We start from the raw sequence: 19,273 nt of genomic DNA, 5'->3' as shown, positions 1-19,273 counted from the left end.
GACATGCACTGCATAGTTGGAAAAATGAAGGAAAAAAGGTTCCTTACGGCGTATAGGTTCTTCGAGTGCCTTGAGGGCTTCCCGAGTCAGCGCTTCGGTTAGGAATGTGGAAGTACCATGATATTCCATCAAATCAGGCACAGCTTGATAACTGGCTTTACCAGGCATATTACCGTAATTCTGCTCGCCATAGTAGTTTTGTGGGTGCCCAGCGGAGTGTCCTGCAATATTCACCATAAAACCCAAATTCAACGGGCTGGCACCAGGTGTTCCGGCAGATCCCCAATGTGCTTTGCCCACGTGAATGGTATAGTAACCATTGGCCTTAAGGATGCTTGGAAATGGAGTAGCATATATCGTATGTGGTATATTGGGCACAGGGCTTAGTCCGTTGATATTCCAATCCGGTGGATTCAACAATTCATCTTTGCTATCGGTCGGTGTGTCAGCCTTGGGATGGGTCCAATTGGTGACACGATGATGAGCAGCATTTAAACCGGTCAGAAAGCTCACCCGGGAGGGTGTGCACACCGGTGTTGCATACGCATTGGAAAATTTTATGGCTTCTTTGGCCAATGTTTCCAGATAGGGGGTATGAAACTTTTCGTTGATTGGTGTTTTGACCTTGTAAAATGGTTCGGACATGTCCTGCCAACCAAGATCATCTACAAAAAACACGACAATATTGGGGCGTTCTGTTGTGGATACCGATTGATGCTTCTGCTTAATTTTAGTTCGGTTGACTGTTTGCGCATGGCCTCCTACATACATACCGATAAATAACACCGCAAGGGTGAATGATAAATTGTGTTTGTGAAATAACATAGGGACAGTTTATAGTTTAAATATCGGGACTTATTATTGATCCAACCTTTGTAAATCACTTTGTTTGCCATTTACAGTATTGTTGGAAACGCTACTATTTGCGACACGTTCAAAAAATAAGGGCTTTTTATTCCAATGAAATGCAGGATATTCCTTATTGGTCTTGATTTGGTTGTTGCGAAAGACCAATCCATTGACTGATTTGGCATAAAGAATAGGCTTATCGAAGGTTTCAAAGTGGTTGTCTTCGATGATGATATGGCTATGGAAGTATTTCTGCTGATTTTTTAAATCCGGAATTTCTGGATAGATCGATATAATCGCATTGGTAAATTGGAACATATTGGTCAAGGCATTGATAAACGTGTTTTTTCGGATGCGAATATCGTGGCAGCTGCCAGTTTCATACCAACCATTGGCATCGCCACACAGGAGAATAGCGGTACCTGAAGTATGATCAAACAGGTTGTTTTCTACCAGGGTCTTTTTTGGCGTACTGAATAAAGCTCCCCGGGCTCTATTGTGACGAATGGTATTGCCGCTAAATAGTACACCTGGAGTCCATGTGAGGTTTTCGATGCCAATATCCATTTTTGTTGGGTCAATAGCTGGATCCAAAGCAGTACTTAAGGTGATTTTGAATTCGCGGATTGGCTCTGAGGCTTTCTCGCGTAAAACGCTAATGGATTGGATCTTATTTTTTTGGTCCCAGAGCTCCATGGTGCTGGATCGTATAAATTGGACGGTATCCCCTTTGTAACCCCAGTCAAATCCGTAGGATTGATCGTGCATGTAACGGCCAATCAAAGTTTTGTCATCCAGTCGTTTGGTGATCTTGAGGTAAGTGCCGTGGATGTTGATGGCATCATCCATCATATTTTCGTAGAGCCCATTCTTCGATACAATGACTCCCTTGCAGCCCGAAAAATGTGTAGCATCAGCCTGTGCTGTAAAATAACGTGGATCCTGATCGTTGCGAAGAGCAATTCGGAAACCTTCTAAGGTGATATTGTCCGTTAATTGAGCTAACAAGCCCATGCCTTCGGCGTAATGGACGGAGATATTTTCTAGTCGTATATTTTTCCCTTTATGGACAAATACGCCCGGGTTGGGACGAAATCCAGCGCGCATGGCAACGACAGTGCCCGGTATAAGTTTGCTGTTCTTCCATTGCTGAGCTTGTATTACGCCCGGAGAAAGTTCCTTTACTTTGCTGGTGCCAACACGGATGTCGCTGGTATTATAAACAATACGCTTGGTCTTTTCTTCAAAGGCAATACCGGATGTTGGTTTTAATTCCCAACCTTCACCGGTATTGTAAAATATACTGTCCTTAATTTTGTAAGTTACCCAGGGAGCAGTTTGATACGTGATTGTACCGTTGATGGTATCGTTTTGTAGGATCTTAACCTGGCAGATTTGAGGGCGCTCAAAATCGATGTGGATATTTTTCAGCGTTAAGTTCTTGTTTTCTATCAATGCAACAGGCAGCATCCTGCCATGATAAATAAAATCTGAACCCTGTCCATCGATTGTGATGTTATCGCAATTTTCAAATGCCATGCCTACCGTCTTGGGGTTGTCCTGATCGTGATTGGAAATGTAATATTCGCGGGTTAACGCCCCTTCTGGATGAAAGTCATAGCGCCCCTTTTTGAATTTTAAAACAAGCGATTCCCTCTTACCAATCTTGCTGAGAATAGACTGGATGACCTTATTGACCAATGCAGTACTATTGTTGCCCGTGTTGGGGACAACACCATAGGTGGAAAGATCAATCGTCTTAGTGGTGGACTGCGCAAGGCTTTCAAAACACAGGAATGGTATGAGAATGATCAGTAAATAAGATTTTAGGATATTCATGTTGATTGTATTAGAATGAATTGGTTTATGTTGTGCTTTCATCCTTGTAGGATTATACTTGTCGAAGATAGCTAATATCCCCTAACATCCCAATTATAGCCGTCAGCGTAGCGATATTTTTACGCATCTGGAAACATGTTTTTACCCACAAATGGGCCCAAAATACACGATCAAGAAGAAACTTGGTGCTTGGAAAAAGATCGCTACGCCCGCTGAGCTAATAGTTACAGAAATTTTAGATTTCTATTTAAAATTTTCTATTTTTGAGATCAGGCTTAATCTAAATTGTGAAGAAAAAATCAAGACATCTTTTTCTGTTTTTGTTGTTTATACTAATCTGTCAGATTGGATCAGCACAATATGGGTTAGAATTTTCCAGTCATAATATGGAGGCTGATAAACGGACAAGCTTGCAGATCGGTAACAAAGAATCGATTTCCTTTCAACATACACTGTCTGTTTCATTCGATCTTTCTTTTCTGCCGCTCCAACAGGATTATTTTGGTTATATCTTTCGACTGGTTACGGACGACGGTGTTAATATCGATTTAATATACGATCGGCGGCTTGATCAAGACAAACATTTTAAATTGGTAGTCGGTGAGGACTTTACCCCTATATCGTTCAATGTCCAACCCTTACAGTTGTATTATAACTGGACACCCATGCGGCTGGAACTGGATATAGATAAAAAAGAGCTTTACTTTGAGGTCGGGACGACCCGGTATTCCTATCGCCTAAAAAAACAGATCGCGCCGCAGTTTAAGCTTGTATTCGGTGCTAATCGGATGAAAAACTTCCAGACAATGGATGTTCCCCCCATGCGCTTAAAGGATATTCGAATTGCAGACAATGGCAAACTTAAATACTCTTGGCCATTGGATGAGTCTTCAGGAACAAATAGTTTAGACGAACAAAAAAAGAGTGTTGCCGAGATCGGCAATCCGATCTGGATCAAACGGCAACGTAGGGAATGGAAAATGCAATCTTCGTTCACACTGGAAGGACAAGCTAGTGTGGCCTTTGATAAACATGAAGAAACGCTATTTTTTGTCGGAAATAAGCGCTTGATGATCAGTAAAATTGGTGGTAATGACTTACGTTCGCAGGAGTATACCAATGGTAAGCTTTTGCTCGTCAATGGCAGCCAATCGCTTTTTGATCCGATCAAAAAAAACGTCCTGAATATCTCCATCGATCAAAAAATTGTGGCTGCTTATGATTCCACCAATCGAACCTGGAATAAACAATTTGATTTTCCGGCAGTAGGCACAAACTATTGGCTGTTCAACAAATATTTTAATTCGTCCGACACGAGTATCTATATGATCGGGGGCTATGGACATTTTAAATACAAAGCGGGCGTATTGCGTTATCATCTGCCCACACAATCTTGGGATAGCATTCCTTTTACAGGTGATGAAATTTTTCCGCACTATCTTGCCGGCATGGGGCAGGGAAAGAATGGTGTATACCTCGCCGGAGGTTATGGCAGTTCCACAGGAGACCAAATGTTGAATCCCCGCGTTTCAAATGATTTTCTTAAGCTTGATTTTAAACACCGCAAAGCACTAAAAATTTACGAATTTTCATCTGCATTTGCCGATATGGTATGGGCCAATAGTCTGGTCGTTGAAGATAGTAGTGGACTGTTTTATGGATTGATTTTCCCGAATAATAAGTTTAAAACGCATCTACAATTGGTGGCAAGTAACCTCAAAGGGACACAATACCAGTTTCTGGGGAGCACTATACCTTTCGATTTTCATGATATCCGTTCTTTTGCCGATCTCTATTATGCACCTAAATCAAAGTCCTTTGTAGCAGTTACCTTGTTTTATGATGACAAGACCGATCTGACTAAGGCAACGATTTATACTTTGCTGGCCCCCCCTTTACCGTCTGAACAGGGTATAATGCCTTTGGCTAAGCCTGCGCTGCTTAAATACAGCCTTTATGCCCTCGCTGTAATGGGATTATCGCTCTTGATCTGGTGGTATCGAAAAAGAAGCAAGCAAAAAAAACAAACGATTTCCGTCATAGAAACCGATAAAATAGGAGAGCCGCACCTACAAGCAGCTCCCTTGAAGGAGACTGAACAAGATAAGAGCGGGCAATTGGTAGATCTTCCGCAACCCAAGAAAGTGGCCAAGGGATTTGAAACCCGACATGGCGCCGGAATCTACCTTTTCGGCGGCGACTTACAGATTGTGGATCTTGGTGGAAAAGAAATCACAAAGAAGTTTTCGCCATTGCTTAAAGAAATGCTGCTGATTTTTATTCTCTATACCGTACGATGGGAGCGGGGAATTAGCTCAGAGAGGCTGACTGAGCTATTTTGGTCCGATAAGAGCCAGTCGAGTGCGCGTAATAATCGATCCGTGAACATCGCCAAGCTCAATAGTTTACTCGAGCAATTGGGTGATTTTAGGGTGACCAAAAAAAGTGGTTACTGGTGCATAGAGCCGATGGATACAGTGTATATCGATTACCTCCGCTTCAGCAGGATGGTATCCAATAAAAAATATTTTACAGAAGCTGAAATTAGAGAATTACTCGATATAATTGACAAAGGTGGCTTCCTTTTCGAAGTGGACTATGAGTGGCTCGATAATTTTAAAAGTGAAATGTCTATTCTGGTGCTCACAACATTGGGCAATTTTATTGAAAATTTGAATGTGCAGGATAATGCCGAACTGATTATTGAGATATGTAATAAGATATTCTATTTTGATGAAATCAATGAGGAGGCGATGGTTCATAAATGTCGTTCCTTGTTACAGCTGGGCTATCACAGCCTGGCCTTACAGTGCTATGAGAATTTCTGTCAGATCTACGCTCGTTTATATGGCGAAGCTTACCCCAAAAGTTTTAAAGACTGCCTAGATTAAAAAAAAAATATTTAAATTTTAATATGCTGATATACAGTTGTTAATAGCGGTTTTAAATACCTGTTAATCTTCTGTTAATCTTCTATTATACCCTCCACCAATATATTCGTTTTCATACTTAATAACCAATCAAATGAAAGCGAAAAATTATTTTCAACTCTTCCCCAGGGAATAGTGGTAATGGACTGTTTGTAGCAAACGGGTCCTCCTGATTACATAAACCTAATACATCATTCAATAACCAATTTAAAACGATACATGAAAACAAACTTCATTTTTAATGAAAGGCCACTGCCGTGGAACAAGCTCCGCACTTATCCTTGGCAGTGGGCATTGTCCTCGCTGCTGCTATTGTCTCCAATGGCAACCATCGCGCAGCAACAGCAAATCGAAGGTAAAGTGCAGACTTCAAATGATAAGCCGATCGCTGGGGCTTCCATTACAGACCTCCGTACCGGGCAGACAACATCGTCTGATGGTCAGGGGCGATTCAAGATTAACGCATCGCCGGGCGACAAACTCGTGATCACTTATGTAGGTTACCGCAAGACCGAAATGATCGTAGGGCAGCAACGTCTCATGGATGTATTGCTCAACGAAGATAATACAGACTTGGAAGAGGTCGTTGTGGTGGGCTACGGCACGCAGAAAAAGGCCTCGTTAACAGGAGCAATATCATCGGTAAACAATAAAGAAATTACGGTCACAAAAAATGAAAATGTGGTCAATATGTTAGCCGGTAAAATGCCCGGTGTGCGTATCAGCCAACAATCGAGCCAACCGGGATCGTTTGAATCAAATATCGACATCCGCGGAATGGGTGAGCCTTTGATTGTAGTGGACGGAATTCCCAGGGACAAAGATTATTTGTCACGCATGGATGCCAATGAAATCGAAAGTGTATCCGTATTAAAGGACGCTTCAGCAGCTGTATACGGTGTGCGCTCGGCGAATGGTGTTCTTTTGGTCACCACCCGTCGCGGAAGTAATGAAGATGGAAACTTTGAAATAAACTATTCCTATAATCGTGCCTGGCAAAAGTTTCTTTATGTTCCCAATACGGTGGATGCCCTTGCTTATATGCAGCTTAAAAATGAACAGATAGGTCGCGATTTTAATAGCAATTATCCGGCGAAGATGCCTAATATTTTTGGGGCAGCAGATTTTGAAGCGTATCAGAACGGCACAAAAAAGACATCCAATTATGTAGATGCGGCATTTGACAAAGTATCACCACAATACCAGCACAATCTGTCCATCAACGGTGGTGGCAAGAAAGTTAATTATTTCTTCAACCTGGGCCATATGGACCAGATGGGAGCCTACAAAAGCAAGAGTCTCAACTATAATCGCTGGAATTTCCGCTCCAACATCGATGCGCAGATCACAGATCGTCTGAAAGCATCTTTGGATGTGGGCGGGTATGCCGATGAGACCAACCAACCACGTACGGATATCTGGGCCGTCTACAAACAGGCCTGGAGACAAAGACCTATTGTGCCGATCTATGTCAACGACAATCCCCTTTATCCGAATTTTGAGATGATCGATAACGAAAATCCGGTCGTGGTAACGGACTCCAAACAGACTGGCTATCGTAAATTTTTACGTAAGCAATTCAACGGTATCATCTCTTTAGACTATAAAGTACCCTTTGTGGAAGGCTTAAATGCGAAGGCAACCTATAATTATGATTTCAAGTACAGTGACAACACGGATTTCAAAAAGTCCTATTTTTTATATAGCTATACACCACCGGTCTATGATGGTAACGGCCAGATTATAACCCCTGAAAAGTATAATGCACATGAGAAAAATGCTCCTACGACCGTGAGGCGGAGTTCTTATCCGGATACGCATTCTCTGATGCAGTTCACGTTGAATTATAACCGTCGTTTTGCCGAAAAACACCAGGTCTCCGGTTTGTTGCTTTTCGTCGAAGAATATAACAAATGGGATAGCTTCTATGCACAGCGGGAGATCATGGTCAATTCGGAATATCTATTTGCTGGAGAGGACAAGAACCAATTGGCAAATATGGAAGGTATTGGCGAACGTACAGCACGAGGTTTGGTCGGTAAGTTCAATTACGATTACTTAGGTAAATACATTGCCGAATTTAGTTTTCGTTATGATGGCTCATCTAAATTTCCAAAAGAATCACGCTGGGGATTTTTCCCGGCAGCCTCGGTGGGTTGGCGTATCAGCGAGGAAGGGTTTATTAAAAACAACTACAATTTTATCAATAACTTAAAAATAAGGGCATCCTATGGTAAGCTCGGGGATGACCGTTCGGCAGGTAATTACCCTTCAACCATCGTTGGTTATGCACTGGAACCCAATGAAACGGGGTGGATCTTTGGTGGAAACCTCGTGAATGGGGCCCTGCCTACAGCAATTCCCAACCCTAATCTCACCTGGTATACTTCCAAAACTGCTGACGTGGGTTTAGACATGGATCTATGGAACGGCAAGCTGGGCTTGACTTTTGATTATTTTAACCGTAATCGCTCAGGCCTTCTGGCGACAAGCCTTGACTTGATCCCTGGTACTGTTGGTGCCAACCTACCGCAGGAAAATCTGGAAAGCGATCGCACGTTCGGCTATGAGCTCTCTTTGACACATCGCAATAAGATCAATGATTTCAATTATTTTATTAATGCGCAGGTCTCTTCTACCAAGAGCCAATTTGTAAACCGAGTAGAATCAAAAGCGGGTAATTCGTACGACAACTGGCGTAACCGCTATTCTAATCGTAATAAGGAAATCTGGTGGGGCAAGGAGTACGCCGGACAGTTTGGATCGTATGAACAGATTTATAACCACCCAACATTGGTAAGCAGCGGCACATTGCCTGGTGATTATTACTATCAGGACTGGAACGGCGATGGAGTGATCAACGATGCCGACAATCATCCTATTGCAACGTACAATATGCCTTTGATCAACTATGGTTTTACCTTAGGAGGATCGTGGCGTGGTCTGGATCTGACGATGAATTTTCAGGGTGCAGCAAAAGTGTATGTACAGTATAGTGAGGTACTGGCAGGACCACTGCAGTTTGACGGTGGTGCTTTGACGCAGTTTTTGGATCGCTGGAGACCAGTTGATGCTGGTGCCGATCTATTTAACCCAAGCACACAATGGCTTGCTGGATATTATCCTTCTACTGGCTCAGCCATGGCCGAAGGAACCCGGGCGGTTCAAAATGCCTCCTATCTGCGTCTGAAAACCTTAGAACTGGGTTATTCTCTCCCGCAACAATGGTTGAAGACATTAAAAATAAAGAATCTTAGGATCTATGCGAGTGCTTATAACCTGTTGACATGGACAGGTCTCAAATATACCGATCCTGAGCACCCAGGATCTGCCGGAGGTTCTTCATCGGGTGATATTGATGTGTACAAATATCCCATCAATAAAACCTACAACATTGGAGCATCCATTAAATTTTAATCTCAAAACGAACAAAACATGAAAAAATCAATCGCTATAGCAATCATTGGCCTTTTTCTGTGCTCGGGTATGCAATCCTGTAAAAAGATGGATTTGGATCCATTAGGAGTATTGGGTGAAGATGCGCTTTTTGGAAATGAGGCCGGAGCACGTAAATATGTCGCCGGAATGTACAGCTATCTGCCCATAGAAGACTTTGTATACCATCCAGAAAGAGGATTTAGATGGGACAATTATTGGCAAAATCCGGAAACGCTTGCGGCTATGAGCGGCGAGATGACCGGACAATTTTGGGGGATAGCTGGGGCACAGGGCTTTGGTTACTGGCCATATGATCGCATTCGGAATGTCAATACCCTGATTGCGGGCCTACCTAAATACAAAGCCAATTATACCGAACAGGGGTACAATCAGATCTTTGGGGAAGCTCATTTCCTACGGGCTTTCTATTATTTTGCTTTGGTTAAGCGTTACGGCGGGGTACCTATTATAAAAGATGTGCAGGATCCTACCGCTGATAAAGAACAACTCTTGGTTAGTAGAAATAAAGAATCTGAGGTCTATCATTTTATCAATGAAGACTTGCAGGTGGCAATTTCTATGATGTCTGGAAGCAGCGAGCGGGGCCGCGCCAATAAATATGTGGCCGCGGCATTACTTTCCCGCGCCATGTTATATGCCGGTAGCATTGCTAAATATAGCTCGTATAGTAATCTGTCCGGCGACGCCACGGACAAGCAGTTGGTGGGTATCAAAAAGGAAGAAGCGGAATGGTTCTTCAAACAGGCTTATGATGCTGCAACAACCGTATTGGCAGGGCCATACAGTTTGTATAATAAGAATGCCCAGGATAAGGAACTAAACTATGTGAATTTGTTCTTGGACTTAGATAGCCCCGAGGATATTCTGATCAAGGAATATAGTCTCACTGCACCGCACAACAATCGTCTTAAACATAGCTATGACGCCACGCACCTACCCAATCCGACCTTTTCAAGTGACAATGAGTCTGCGGCATATCCCGTATTGAATGTCGTAGAATTGTTCGGTGAGCTTCCAATCACGGATGCCGGTGGAAAGCCAATACGCTATACAGACCGTAAACAGCTTTATGCCGATTTGGAACCTCGTCAGCGAGCCACATTTTACTTCTCGGGAATGGAATTGCGCGAAGGCGCCGAAAGGCGAAGTTTTGATATTCAGCGTGGACTCTATAAAACCTTTCCCGGTAAGGCTGCTGATGCACAGATGGGCGCCGGTACTGCCGCTATAAATAGCGAGTCAAATCGTATCCTGGCTGGACCCAAGAATAGCCTCTTTGATTACAATGGCACGAAGATCAACATAACGGGCGAACATGGCATGTGGAAAGATGGACATGCCAACAATACGCGAACAGGTTTTTATATCCGTAAATACATCAACTATAAAATGTCTACCAAGGATGTGAAATTGTATAACAGTACACAGCCCTGGAAGGTCTTTAGGCTTGCAGAGATACTTTTGAATAAGGCTGAAGCGGCTTATGAACTTGGTCTGATCAAAAACGATGAAACACTAAAACAGGAAGCATTCCAATACATCGCGCAGGTCCGTAATCGCGCAGGTGCTAAGCCTTATCTCTACACGGCCGCTTCGGCGAACCTCTCCGGTAAGTATGGTTATCCCTTGGATGGAAATCTGCAATTTATACGCGAGGAACGCGAACGTGAATTGTGCTTTGAAAATCACCATTGGTGGGATATGCGGAGATGGCGCATTGCTGATGTGGAGCTCAACAACTTTGTGCCCAATTCGCTGATGCCTTACCTCGTATTGGATGAACTGAAATATGCCCCGGGCGGTGAACGGATCAACTCCTTTATTTTTATTCGCGAAAAGGAACCTTGGAACAAGACGTTCAACTTTGAAAAGAAATGGTACTACGAACCTATTCCGGGAGGAGAACTGAACAAAAACCCTAATCTATATCCACAGAACCCTATTTACTAATTGAGCAGAAATGAGAACAATATATTTATTGACAGCATTGACAGGCCTGTTATTTTTAAATGCCTGTTCGAAAACAGATAATTACGATGGTCCGAATGCGAGTATGAAAGGGCAGGTCATTGATAAGCTAACCAGTAAACCCTTCATGACAGGACAGGGCGAGTTTAGTATCCGTTTGCTGGAAACTAGCTGGAGCGACAATCCTGCACCGCAGGATATTGCTGTCAAGCAGGACGGATCGTATAATCATACAAAACTCTTTCAGGCGACGTATACGCTGCAGCCTTATGGTGGGGCATTTTGGCCAGCACAGAAGATCGAAGGTTATCAGTTGGGGGCCAATGCAGAGCAAAACTTTGAGGTGACACCCTATCTGCAGATCAAAAATGTGAAGTGGACCTTAAAAGCGGAAAATAAACTGGAAATCTCCTGTACGCTTGCCGCGCCTATTACCGGTGGATTGCCACAAGTGATCGAAGTTCGCCCATTCTTAAGCTTGACACCATATTGTGGGGCTGGCAATCGCATTGATGCGTATTATAAGGATGAATATCGCGCATTGATTAACCAAAATTGGGAAAATATCGGCAATATGCAGACCGGAGAAGGGAAGGAAACCTATACGATCAAGGATATTCCATTGAAATCAGGGTACACCTATTATGTACGGATGGGGGCAAAAGTCCGCGACACCTACGAAAAATTCAACTATTCAGCAGTGGAAGCAATTAAGGTACCCTAAGCAAAGAATCTAAACAATAAGCGGGACTTGGTGCCCGCTACTATTACTACTCAATACTAAATAATTATCGGATGAAACAATTTATTAAAGCTGGTTCCAAATGCCTATTGGGCATGACATTATTTTTTGCCACACACTTGCAGGCGCAAGATAATCCATTTATCAAACATATGTATACCGCAGACCCTTCGGCACGGGTATGGGCCGATGGCCGCCTGTATGTGTACGCTTCACATGACATTGCTCCGCCTCAAGGATGTGATCTGATGGATCAGTATCATGTGTTTTCGACTGCGGATATGAAAACATGGACCGATCATGGCGAAATATTACGCGCCTCACAAGTCCCTTGGGGTAGAAAAGAAGGTGGATTTATGTGGGCTCCTGACTGTGTGTATAAAAATGGTACCTACTATTTTTATTTTCCACATCCAAGTGGTACGGAGTGGAATAAGACCTGGAAAATCGGTGTGGCTACAAGTAAATCACCAGCAAAGGATTTTGTGGTACAAGGCTATGTAAAAGGGGCCGAAGCACTTATTGATCCACATATCTTTATCGATGATGATGGGCAGGCTTATTTTTATCAGGGCGGCGGCGGTGTCTGTAAAGCCGGGAAGCTCAAAGACAATATGATGGAGATCGACGGTGAACTGCAAAAGATGGAAGGCTTAGAAGATTTTCACGAAGCCTCATGGGTACACAAGTATAATGGAAAATATTATCTGTCCTATTCTGACAATCACGATGAGAACTGGAAAGATGGAGTGAAAGGGGATAACCGTATGCGTTATGCGGTAAGTGACAGTCCAATGGGACCATGGAAATCGATGGGCATCTATATGGATCCGACGAATAGCTACACCAACCACGGTTCGATCGTGAAGTTTAAAGGTAAATGGTATGCTTTTTATCATAATAGTGAATTGTCACAAAAAAATGGCGAATTCAACGATTGGCTTCGCTCTATCTGCGTAGACCGTTTAGAGTACAATAAGGACGGCAGTATCAAGAAGGTAAAGCAGACTGGCTTACTGACAGGTCCTAAATAATCGATGGGCACGAAGACGATATGTTGCCAAAAAAAATTAACTTTAAGGGCGGAACAACTGTTCCGCCCTTAAACCATCGAACACTTAATTGTTTAAAATGCTAACGAAGAATATCAAACGTAAAACCAATACATTGTTACGCACAATATGTTGCTGTTCTCTTCTTTCGGTCAGTATGCTAAAAGGTTTTTCCCAAGCTAGAATGACGAAAGATTATGTTGATTATGTTAATCCATACATGGGAAACATCAGTCATTTATTGGTACCAACCTACCCAACGGTTCACTTGCCAAACAGCCTTTTGCGCGTTTATCCTGAGCGGGGAGACTATACTTCAGATCGTCTGTTTGGTCTGCCGCTTATCGTTACCAGCCATCGTGGAAGATCGGCTTTCAACCTTAGCCCAATGGTAAAATTGCCAAGCGGTTTGAAACCGGTACAATTGTACAGTTACGATCAGGAGGAAATTCATCCGTATGCGTATTCCGTGTTATTGGATCAAGAGAATATTCAGGTAGACTACGCGTTGTCGCATCAGTCGGGGATGTATACCTTTACTTTTCCGTCAACTTCGACAAAATACCTGCAGTTCAATTCACAGGAGGGGAAACTTCAATGGGACGGTCAGGGACTTTCGGGTATGCAGGATATTGGTAATGGCACGCATGTGTATATTTATGCCGTTCCCGAATCCAAACCTGTTGCCGTGAAGCGACTGCAAGGCCAACAATTGGAAAATGCCACTGAAGCTGCTGGTAAGAATTCTTGTCTGGTACTGGAGTTTAATCAAGCAGGGACTAGCTTACGTATGAAATATGGTGTTTCATTTATTGATGCGGCACAAGCAAAAGCCAATTTGAAGCGTGAAATCAGCGACTTTGACCAAAAGAAGCTGGCCGAAAAAGGACGTAAAATATGGAACGATGCTTTAGGTAAAATTGCTGTAGAAGGCGACAATGAGTCCAATAAGCATGTGTTTTATACGTCTTTGTACCGCACTTACGAAAGGCCTGTCAACATTTCTGAAGATGGTCGCTATTACAGCGCGTTCGACGGAAAGGTACATCAGGACGAAGGTAAACCTTTTTTTACAGATGACTGGATCTGGGACTCTTACCGGGCACATCACCCATTACGGGTACTCTTGGATCCCAACACAGAGTCCATGATCCTCAATTCTTTTGTCCGGATGTCCGAGCAAATGGAGCAGCCATGGTTGCCTACTTTCCCTGAGATTACCGGCGATAGTAGACGGATGAATTCCAATCATGGTGTAGCAACTTTATTGGATGCTTATCGCAAAGGAGTGCGCAATTTTGATATCAAGAAAGCGTATCTGGCTGCAAAAGGTGCAATTACAGAAAAGACTTTGGCTCCATGGTCCGGTAAGGCCGCAGGAAAACTAGACGAATTTTTTAAGGAGAAAGGCTATATCCCAGCATTGTATCCAGGTGAAAAAGAAACCATACCCGAAGTAAACGGTTTTGAACGGAGACAACCGGTCGCAGTAACCTTGGGTACCTCTTACGATTTATGGTGCTTGGCACAGCTTGCGCAAGAATTGGGTATTCAGGCTGACTATGAGTTATTTATGAAGCAATCTTTCAATTATAGAAATCTTTTCAACGAGCAGACCAAATTTTTCCATCCCAAAGATGACAAGGGAAATTTTATCATGCCTTTTGACTATGTGTTTTCTGGTGGACAGGGAGCACGGGAGTATTATGGTGAAAACAATGCCTGGATCTATCGCTGGGATGTACAACACAACATTCCGGATCTGATCAAATTGATGGGTGGGAATGAATTGTTTGTCAAGTATCTCGATGAGATGTTCCAGCAGCCTTTGGGTCGGTCAAAATTTGATTTTTATGCGCAGCTTCCAGATCATACAGGTAATGTTGGACAATTTTCCATGGCGAATGAGCCGGCTTTGCATATTCCTTATCTCTACAATTACGCCGGACAACCTTGGATGACACAGAAACGGATACATAAGCTGATCGGTGAATGGTTTAGAAACGACCTAATGGGTGTGCCAGGTGATGAAGACGGTGGTGGTATGTCGGCTTTTGTGGTATTTTCCCAAATGGGCTTCTATCCTGTGACACCGGGTTCGACTTCCTACAGCATCGGATCTCCATTTTTCCAGAAGGTGAGCATACAGCTTCCTAATGGTAAATCTTTTGTTATTATCGGCAAGAATGCATCTGCAAAAAATAAATACATTCAGTCGGCGAAATTAAATGGACAGCCACTGAACGTTCCACAGTTGACCCATGCCGATGTGTTGAAAGGTGGTACCTTGGAGTTTGTGATGGGGGATAGTGCAAATCGCAATTGGGGAAACTAACAAAGCTTGCTTACCAGCATGCGTATGTCAGAAAGTAAAAAAGGTAAAAAGCGCTGTTGATCATCGATCAACAGCGCTTTTGTTTATATACAGCTGTTTTCTATGGTCTATTCGGGCTAGGAATTTTCGTTACGTTAAATCGAATGAACAAAATGTGGCAAGCAGCTCAACAATGGATGAATGCATACTTATTGAAACATTTCGGGGGTAATCAAGACTGCTGTACCTTTTGTTCCATGTCGTTCGATCTGTTTACCAGCATAACTGATACAGATTGGACCAGTACCGCTGGGTAGGATTTCAGCTTTCTTAAGCTTACCGTTTTCCCACTGTATATTCACCGTACGATTTCCTCTTGCTTTGAGTCCGGTTACGCTTCCTTGATCCATGTTGTGGCTTAAAGCGGGGAGCAGCTCGATGAGGTAATTGTTATTTTTGTCCCTGACCTGGCTTTGCAGCAGCATTTCGGCAATCGCTGCGGTCGCGCCAAAGTTCCCGTCAATCTGGAAGGGTGGGTGATTATCGAACAGATTGGGCAGTGTCTTATCACTGATCAGGTTATACAATAAGCGGTAGGCATGCTCTCCGTCATGCAATCTATTCCACATATTGATTTTCCAGGCCAGGCTCCAACCTGTACCATGATCGCCCCGACTTAATAGCGTCTTTTTTGCAGCTTCGGCTAGTTCGGGCGTATTGACGATTGAAATTTGGTTGCTGGGATGTAGGCCAAATAAATGGGATGTATGCCTGTGATTTACCTCCGTCTCCTTGTAATCTTCGATCCATTCCATAATGCGGCCTGTCTCTTTGCTAACCTGTGTCGGGATCAGTTTTGTTAAGGCAGCTTGGCAGCGTTTTCTGAAATCAGGATCGCAATCTAAAAGCTTTGTTGCTTCCACACAGTTTTGTAGGAGGTCGCGGATAATCTGTGTATCCATGGTGGCCCCATAGGTAAAACTGGAAATTTCACCTGATGGTAGGATAAAACTATTCTCAGGAGAATGTGAAGGGTTGGTGGTCCAATAACCGGCGAATGATTTACCTTGCGGTATTTTGACCATAAAGTCCAGAATAAATTCAGCTGCTCCTTTCATAATAGGATAAGCTTGGACTTTTAAAAATTCCAGGTCGCCTGTATAGTTGTAGTGTTCCCAGGGGTGCTGCGCGATCCAGGCCGACCCCATGGGCCAAATACCCTGTACACCATCAGCTGGGGCAGTATATCCCCAGGCATCGGTGAGATGATGTACCACCCAGCCTTTGGCTCCATAGAGCTTACTTGCGGTACGCTCACCAAAAGGGATTAAGGCCTTAGTCAGGTCAAATAGCGGGGTATGCAATTCAGACAGATTGGTTACCTCGGCAGGCCAATAGTTCATTTGCAAATTAATATTAGTATGAAAATCAGCATTCCAAGGTGGATCCATCTGCCAAGCCCATAGTCCCTGCAAATTTGCCGGCATATGTCCTGGACGGGAACTGCTAATTAAAAGGTAACGACCGAACTGAAAGAATTTGTTGATTAAGGTATTAGGTACTCTTTGCAATCCTTTTGTTAGCCGAACGAGCGAATCAGTCGATAGTTTTGCGAGTTTATCGTGTTCTTGATCTGGAAGATTCAACTTGACCCTATTGAAATACTGTTGATAGTCTTCAATATGGGCCTGTTTTAACTGCTGATAACCCTGTTTTTTCAGGCTAGTGATTACATTGTAGCAGCTCGCAAGCGGATCAGTATGCGCTGGGGTTTGTGGATAGGCGATATTTTTCAGTCCGGGATAATCTGTAGCAGCGGTAATGAGTATAGTAATTTCATCTGCTCCGGTAATCGATACGCGGCCGTCGGCATTGACGAGTTTACCGCCTTTCAAGACCACTTTTGCAATGGCGGCAAACTTTGTTCCGCGCTCATTGGTGTGAGCAGATTGGCCAATCTGACCCTGAAGTAGCAATTGTGTAGGATCGGCTGGGTCAGTGCTGCAGCTGAAATCTTGGGCTCTTTTCCATGTGAAATTGAGATCCAAACCTTGTTTTTTACCTGCTGAATAATGGATGACCATTGCGTTGGCAGGAGCTGAAATAAAAGACTCGCGAATATACTTGATACCATTGTATACATAGCTTGTTTGTTGCAATGCGCTTTGGAGATCAAGTGAGCGCTGATACTGCTCAGCTTTTAGATGAGGCATATCCAACCACAGTTCGCCAAGCGACTGATAAGGCTTGATGTTTTTTGGTTGGCCCATTAAGGTGCTGTCCGCAAGTTCAATGGCTTCCTTATTTTTACCTTCAAAAAGAAGTTGTTGTATGCGGGGCAGATACCTTTGCCCATTGGGGTTATTGGGATCCTGCGGATGACCGGCCCAAAGCGTACTTTCGTTCAGCTGGATGCGTTCATCGGCTACACCACCAAAAACCATGGCACCGAGCTGACCATTACCGAGCGGTAAGGCTTCCTCCCAAACCCCTGCAGGGCGTGTGTAGTATAAAGATAAAGGGGCAACCGACAGACTAGCGACTGATTGAATCTGTGTGCGATCTGTCCAGAATTGCGTGATCTTTTGTTGCCGCAGACTAGCAGGAGCATCTGTTGTTTTAGTGGACTGCTGTGCCTCAACGATTGTATTGCTCATCAGTAGCAGTGCACAGTATAAGAGCGTTTTTATTTTCATCTTTTAGTTTCTTTTTGGTTGTTTGACAGGGGCTGAGGTTTTGGTTTTTAGGTATTTGCTTGCCTGTCCGGTTAACCAAAGATAATGATCATTTGGTAGATTATCTTCAATACCGACAAATGAGCCTGTTCCATTGCGAGGAACATCTTTTTGATGGAGTGTCTTGAATATAGCGGTACCTTCATCGACTTCATCAAACATGGCAATGTAGAGCATTTGGGCACCAATTGAAAGATTATACTGTAATTGTTTCCACAAGAAATTTCCGGAATCACGTGGGACAAAGGCACGGGAGCTACCCGTCATGTTAGTCCAGGAGAATCCGGGAAAGCAAAGTGGTGCATAATCGATTTTGTACTGTTTGCACCAGTCCATATCATCTTTGATCAGTGATTTGAACTCATCGAATCCGACCTGATTATATCGACCGACAAACCAAGGCATAATGATAGCTGATTTTTTGATGAGTTCATGTAAAAATGGATCGGATTCGGTATCCTGGCGCAATTCACGCCAATAAGTCGGTACGCCAAGAAGTACGCTATAGCCGTTTTGATTGAGATAGTTGACAATACGTTCGGCTGTTTTGAGATTATATTTTCGACCGTCGTTAAATCCGATACCCCAAACGGCAATAAGTGGTTTACCATGATGAAAAAGATAAGTTTTGGCGCGATCACGCTTTTTGAGGTTCCATTCTTTTTCGAGGGCGGCTACATCGTCCATTAAGATTTTGTCGTCGCCATCTTTTATACCACTAAGGTCGTACATGATGCAGATTGCACGGTCAAATTCGTTGGCTGAACGAATAGCCGAAGTCAATACGGTATTGAAATGGTTGCGACCACTGGGGTTGGCAATCTCACCTACGAATCGCTGCATAAATACGCCATCGATTCCGTATTGTTGCATCCATTTGAAATGGAGGTTGACCGATGAATAATCATGAGCGCTATAAAGTTTAGCGGGCTTGCCTTCTTTTGTCATAAAAGGACTATCATAGGTCTTTTGATATGCGCTGACGTCGGGCCAAAAATCGATATTCGTAGAACCAGGTTGGAATCCATTTTTCCCACGGTAATGGTACCATCCGCGGTCTGCACCATCGGTAGGACTATTGAACCAACCTTGGTAGCCAGCCATGACGAGGCCGTTATAGGAATCGTATTGTTTTTGTGCGAATAGCAGGCCTACCGAAAAAAGTAGGCAGATGCCAAGAAAATGAAATTTGAGCGTTTGAGCTGTCATATCGATTTATAATTAAGTTATCCCGCTAAATATCGATTAGCCCAATTAATAGTCCATTAATAAAGTATTAATAGAACACATAAGTATTTGTTTTTAATATAACAACAGCGTTCCGGCTTGGATGCATCCGGTTGCATTGTTTTATATACTAAAAAAGTGACAAAGTGAATTTCAAT

General features: G+C 43.3%; 10 protein-coding genes. 6 read left to right on the top strand and 4 right to left on the bottom strand.

Going from position 1 to position 19,273, the window contains the following annotated elements; genetic code table 11:
• Positions 1-825 (bottom strand): sulfatase-like hydrolase/transferase (locus tag BGP15_RS09430; protein WP_286769339.1); only part of this gene is annotated, 825 nt, incomplete at its 3' end.
• A 33-nt stretch (positions 826-858) separates the two neighbouring features.
• Complete coding sequence (locus tag BGP15_RS09425) at positions 859-2,730, bottom strand: right-handed parallel beta-helix repeat-containing protein (protein ID WP_286769338.1); 1,872 nt, start codon at positions 2,728-2,730, stop codon at positions 859-861.
• Between the two features lie 245 nt (positions 2,731-2,975).
• On the opposite strand from BGP15_RS09425, the gene BGP15_RS09420 reads away from it, so the two are divergent.
• The 6 genes from BGP15_RS09420 (at position 2,976) to BGP15_RS09395 (ending at position 15,174) form a co-directional block, all read left to right on the top strand.
• Positions 2,976-5,579, top strand: coding sequence for an AfsR/SARP family transcriptional regulator (locus BGP15_RS09420; RefSeq protein ID WP_286769337.1), 2,604 nt, complete (start codon positions 2,976-2,978; stop codon positions 5,577-5,579).
• Between the two features lie 258 nt (positions 5,580-5,837).
• On the top strand, positions 5,838-9,035 hold the full coding sequence (locus tag BGP15_RS09415) for a SusC/RagA family TonB-linked outer membrane protein (RefSeq protein ID WP_286769336.1): 3,198 nt from the start codon (positions 5,838-5,840) through the stop codon (positions 9,033-9,035).
• An 18-nt stretch (positions 9,036-9,053) separates the two neighbouring features.
• Positions 9,054-11,027 carry a RagB/SusD family nutrient uptake outer membrane protein gene (locus BGP15_RS09410; RefSeq protein WP_286769335.1) on the top strand — a complete coding sequence of 658 codons (1,974 nt, stop codon included), beginning with the start codon at positions 9,054-9,056 and terminating at the stop codon, positions 11,025-11,027.
• Positions 11,028-11,037: 10 nt separating this feature from the next.
• Positions 11,038-11,769, top strand: a complete 732-nt coding sequence (locus tag BGP15_RS09405; protein ID WP_286752952.1) for a DUF3823 domain-containing protein — start codon at positions 11,038-11,040, stop codon at positions 11,767-11,769.
• A gap of 71 nt (positions 11,770-11,840) precedes the next feature.
• Entirely contained in the window at positions 11,841-12,821 is a 981-nt protein-coding gene (locus tag BGP15_RS09400) for a family 43 glycosylhydrolase (RefSeq protein WP_286769334.1), read from the top strand.
• 97 nt (positions 12,822-12,918) lie between these two features.
• The gene (locus BGP15_RS09395) at positions 12,919-15,174 is read left to right on the top strand and encodes a GH92 family glycosyl hydrolase (protein ID WP_286769333.1); all 2,256 of its coding nucleotides are present in this window, start codon (positions 12,919-12,921) and stop codon (positions 15,172-15,174) included.
• A gap of 188 nt (positions 15,175-15,362) precedes the next feature.
• Here BGP15_RS09395 and BGP15_RS09390 read toward each other — a convergent pair whose 3' ends face one another.
• Both BGP15_RS09390 and BGP15_RS09385 read right to left on the bottom strand, forming a co-directional pair.
• A complete protein-coding gene (locus BGP15_RS09390) occupies positions 15,363-17,849 on the bottom strand; it encodes a glycoside hydrolase family 95 protein (protein WP_286769332.1) in 2,487 nt (828 codons plus the stop codon).
• A 3-nt stretch (positions 17,850-17,852) separates the two neighbouring features.
• Complete coding sequence (locus BGP15_RS09385) at positions 17,853-19,097, bottom strand: glycoside hydrolase family 99 protein (protein WP_286769331.1); 1,245 nt, start codon at positions 19,095-19,097, stop codon at positions 17,853-17,855.
• Positions 19,098-19,273: the final 176 nt, after the last annotated feature.

The organism is Sphingobacterium sp. 40-24, from assembly GCF_001899705.1.
Classification (GTDB): domain Bacteria; phylum Bacteroidota; class Bacteroidia; order Sphingobacteriales; family Sphingobacteriaceae; genus Sphingobacterium; species Sphingobacterium multivorum.
Note: the sequence above shows the minus strand (reverse complement) of the source record. Positions and strands in the feature narration are given on the sequence as shown.

Bases quoted from the DNA above. Each gene is read 5' to 3' on its own strand.
- BGP15_RS09390 (WP_286769332.1), bottom strand. From the start codon at position 17,849: ATGAAAATAAAAACGCTCTTATACTGTGCACTGCTACTGATGAGCAAT.
- BGP15_RS09410 (WP_286769335.1), top strand. From the start codon at position 9,054: ATGAAAAAATCAATCGCTATAGCAATCATTGGCCTTTTTCTGTGCTCG.
- BGP15_RS09415 (WP_286769336.1), top strand. From the start codon at position 5,838: ATGAAAACAAACTTCATTTTTAATGAAAGGCCACTGCCGTGGAACAAG.
- BGP15_RS09400 (WP_286769334.1), top strand. From the start codon at position 11,841: ATGAAACAATTTATTAAAGCTGGTTCCAAATGCCTATTGGGCATGACA.
- BGP15_RS09425 (WP_286769338.1), bottom strand. From the start codon at position 2,730: ATGAAAGCACAACATAAACCAATTCATTCTAATACAATCAACATGAAT.
- BGP15_RS09385 (WP_286769331.1), bottom strand. From the start codon at position 19,097: ATGACAGCTCAAACGCTCAAATTTCATTTTCTTGGCATCTGCCTACTT.
- BGP15_RS09395 (WP_286769333.1), top strand. From the start codon at position 12,919: ATGCTAACGAAGAATATCAAACGTAAAACCAATACATTGTTACGCACA.
- BGP15_RS09405 (WP_286752952.1), top strand. From the start codon at position 11,038: ATGAGAACAATATATTTATTGACAGCATTGACAGGCCTGTTATTTTTA.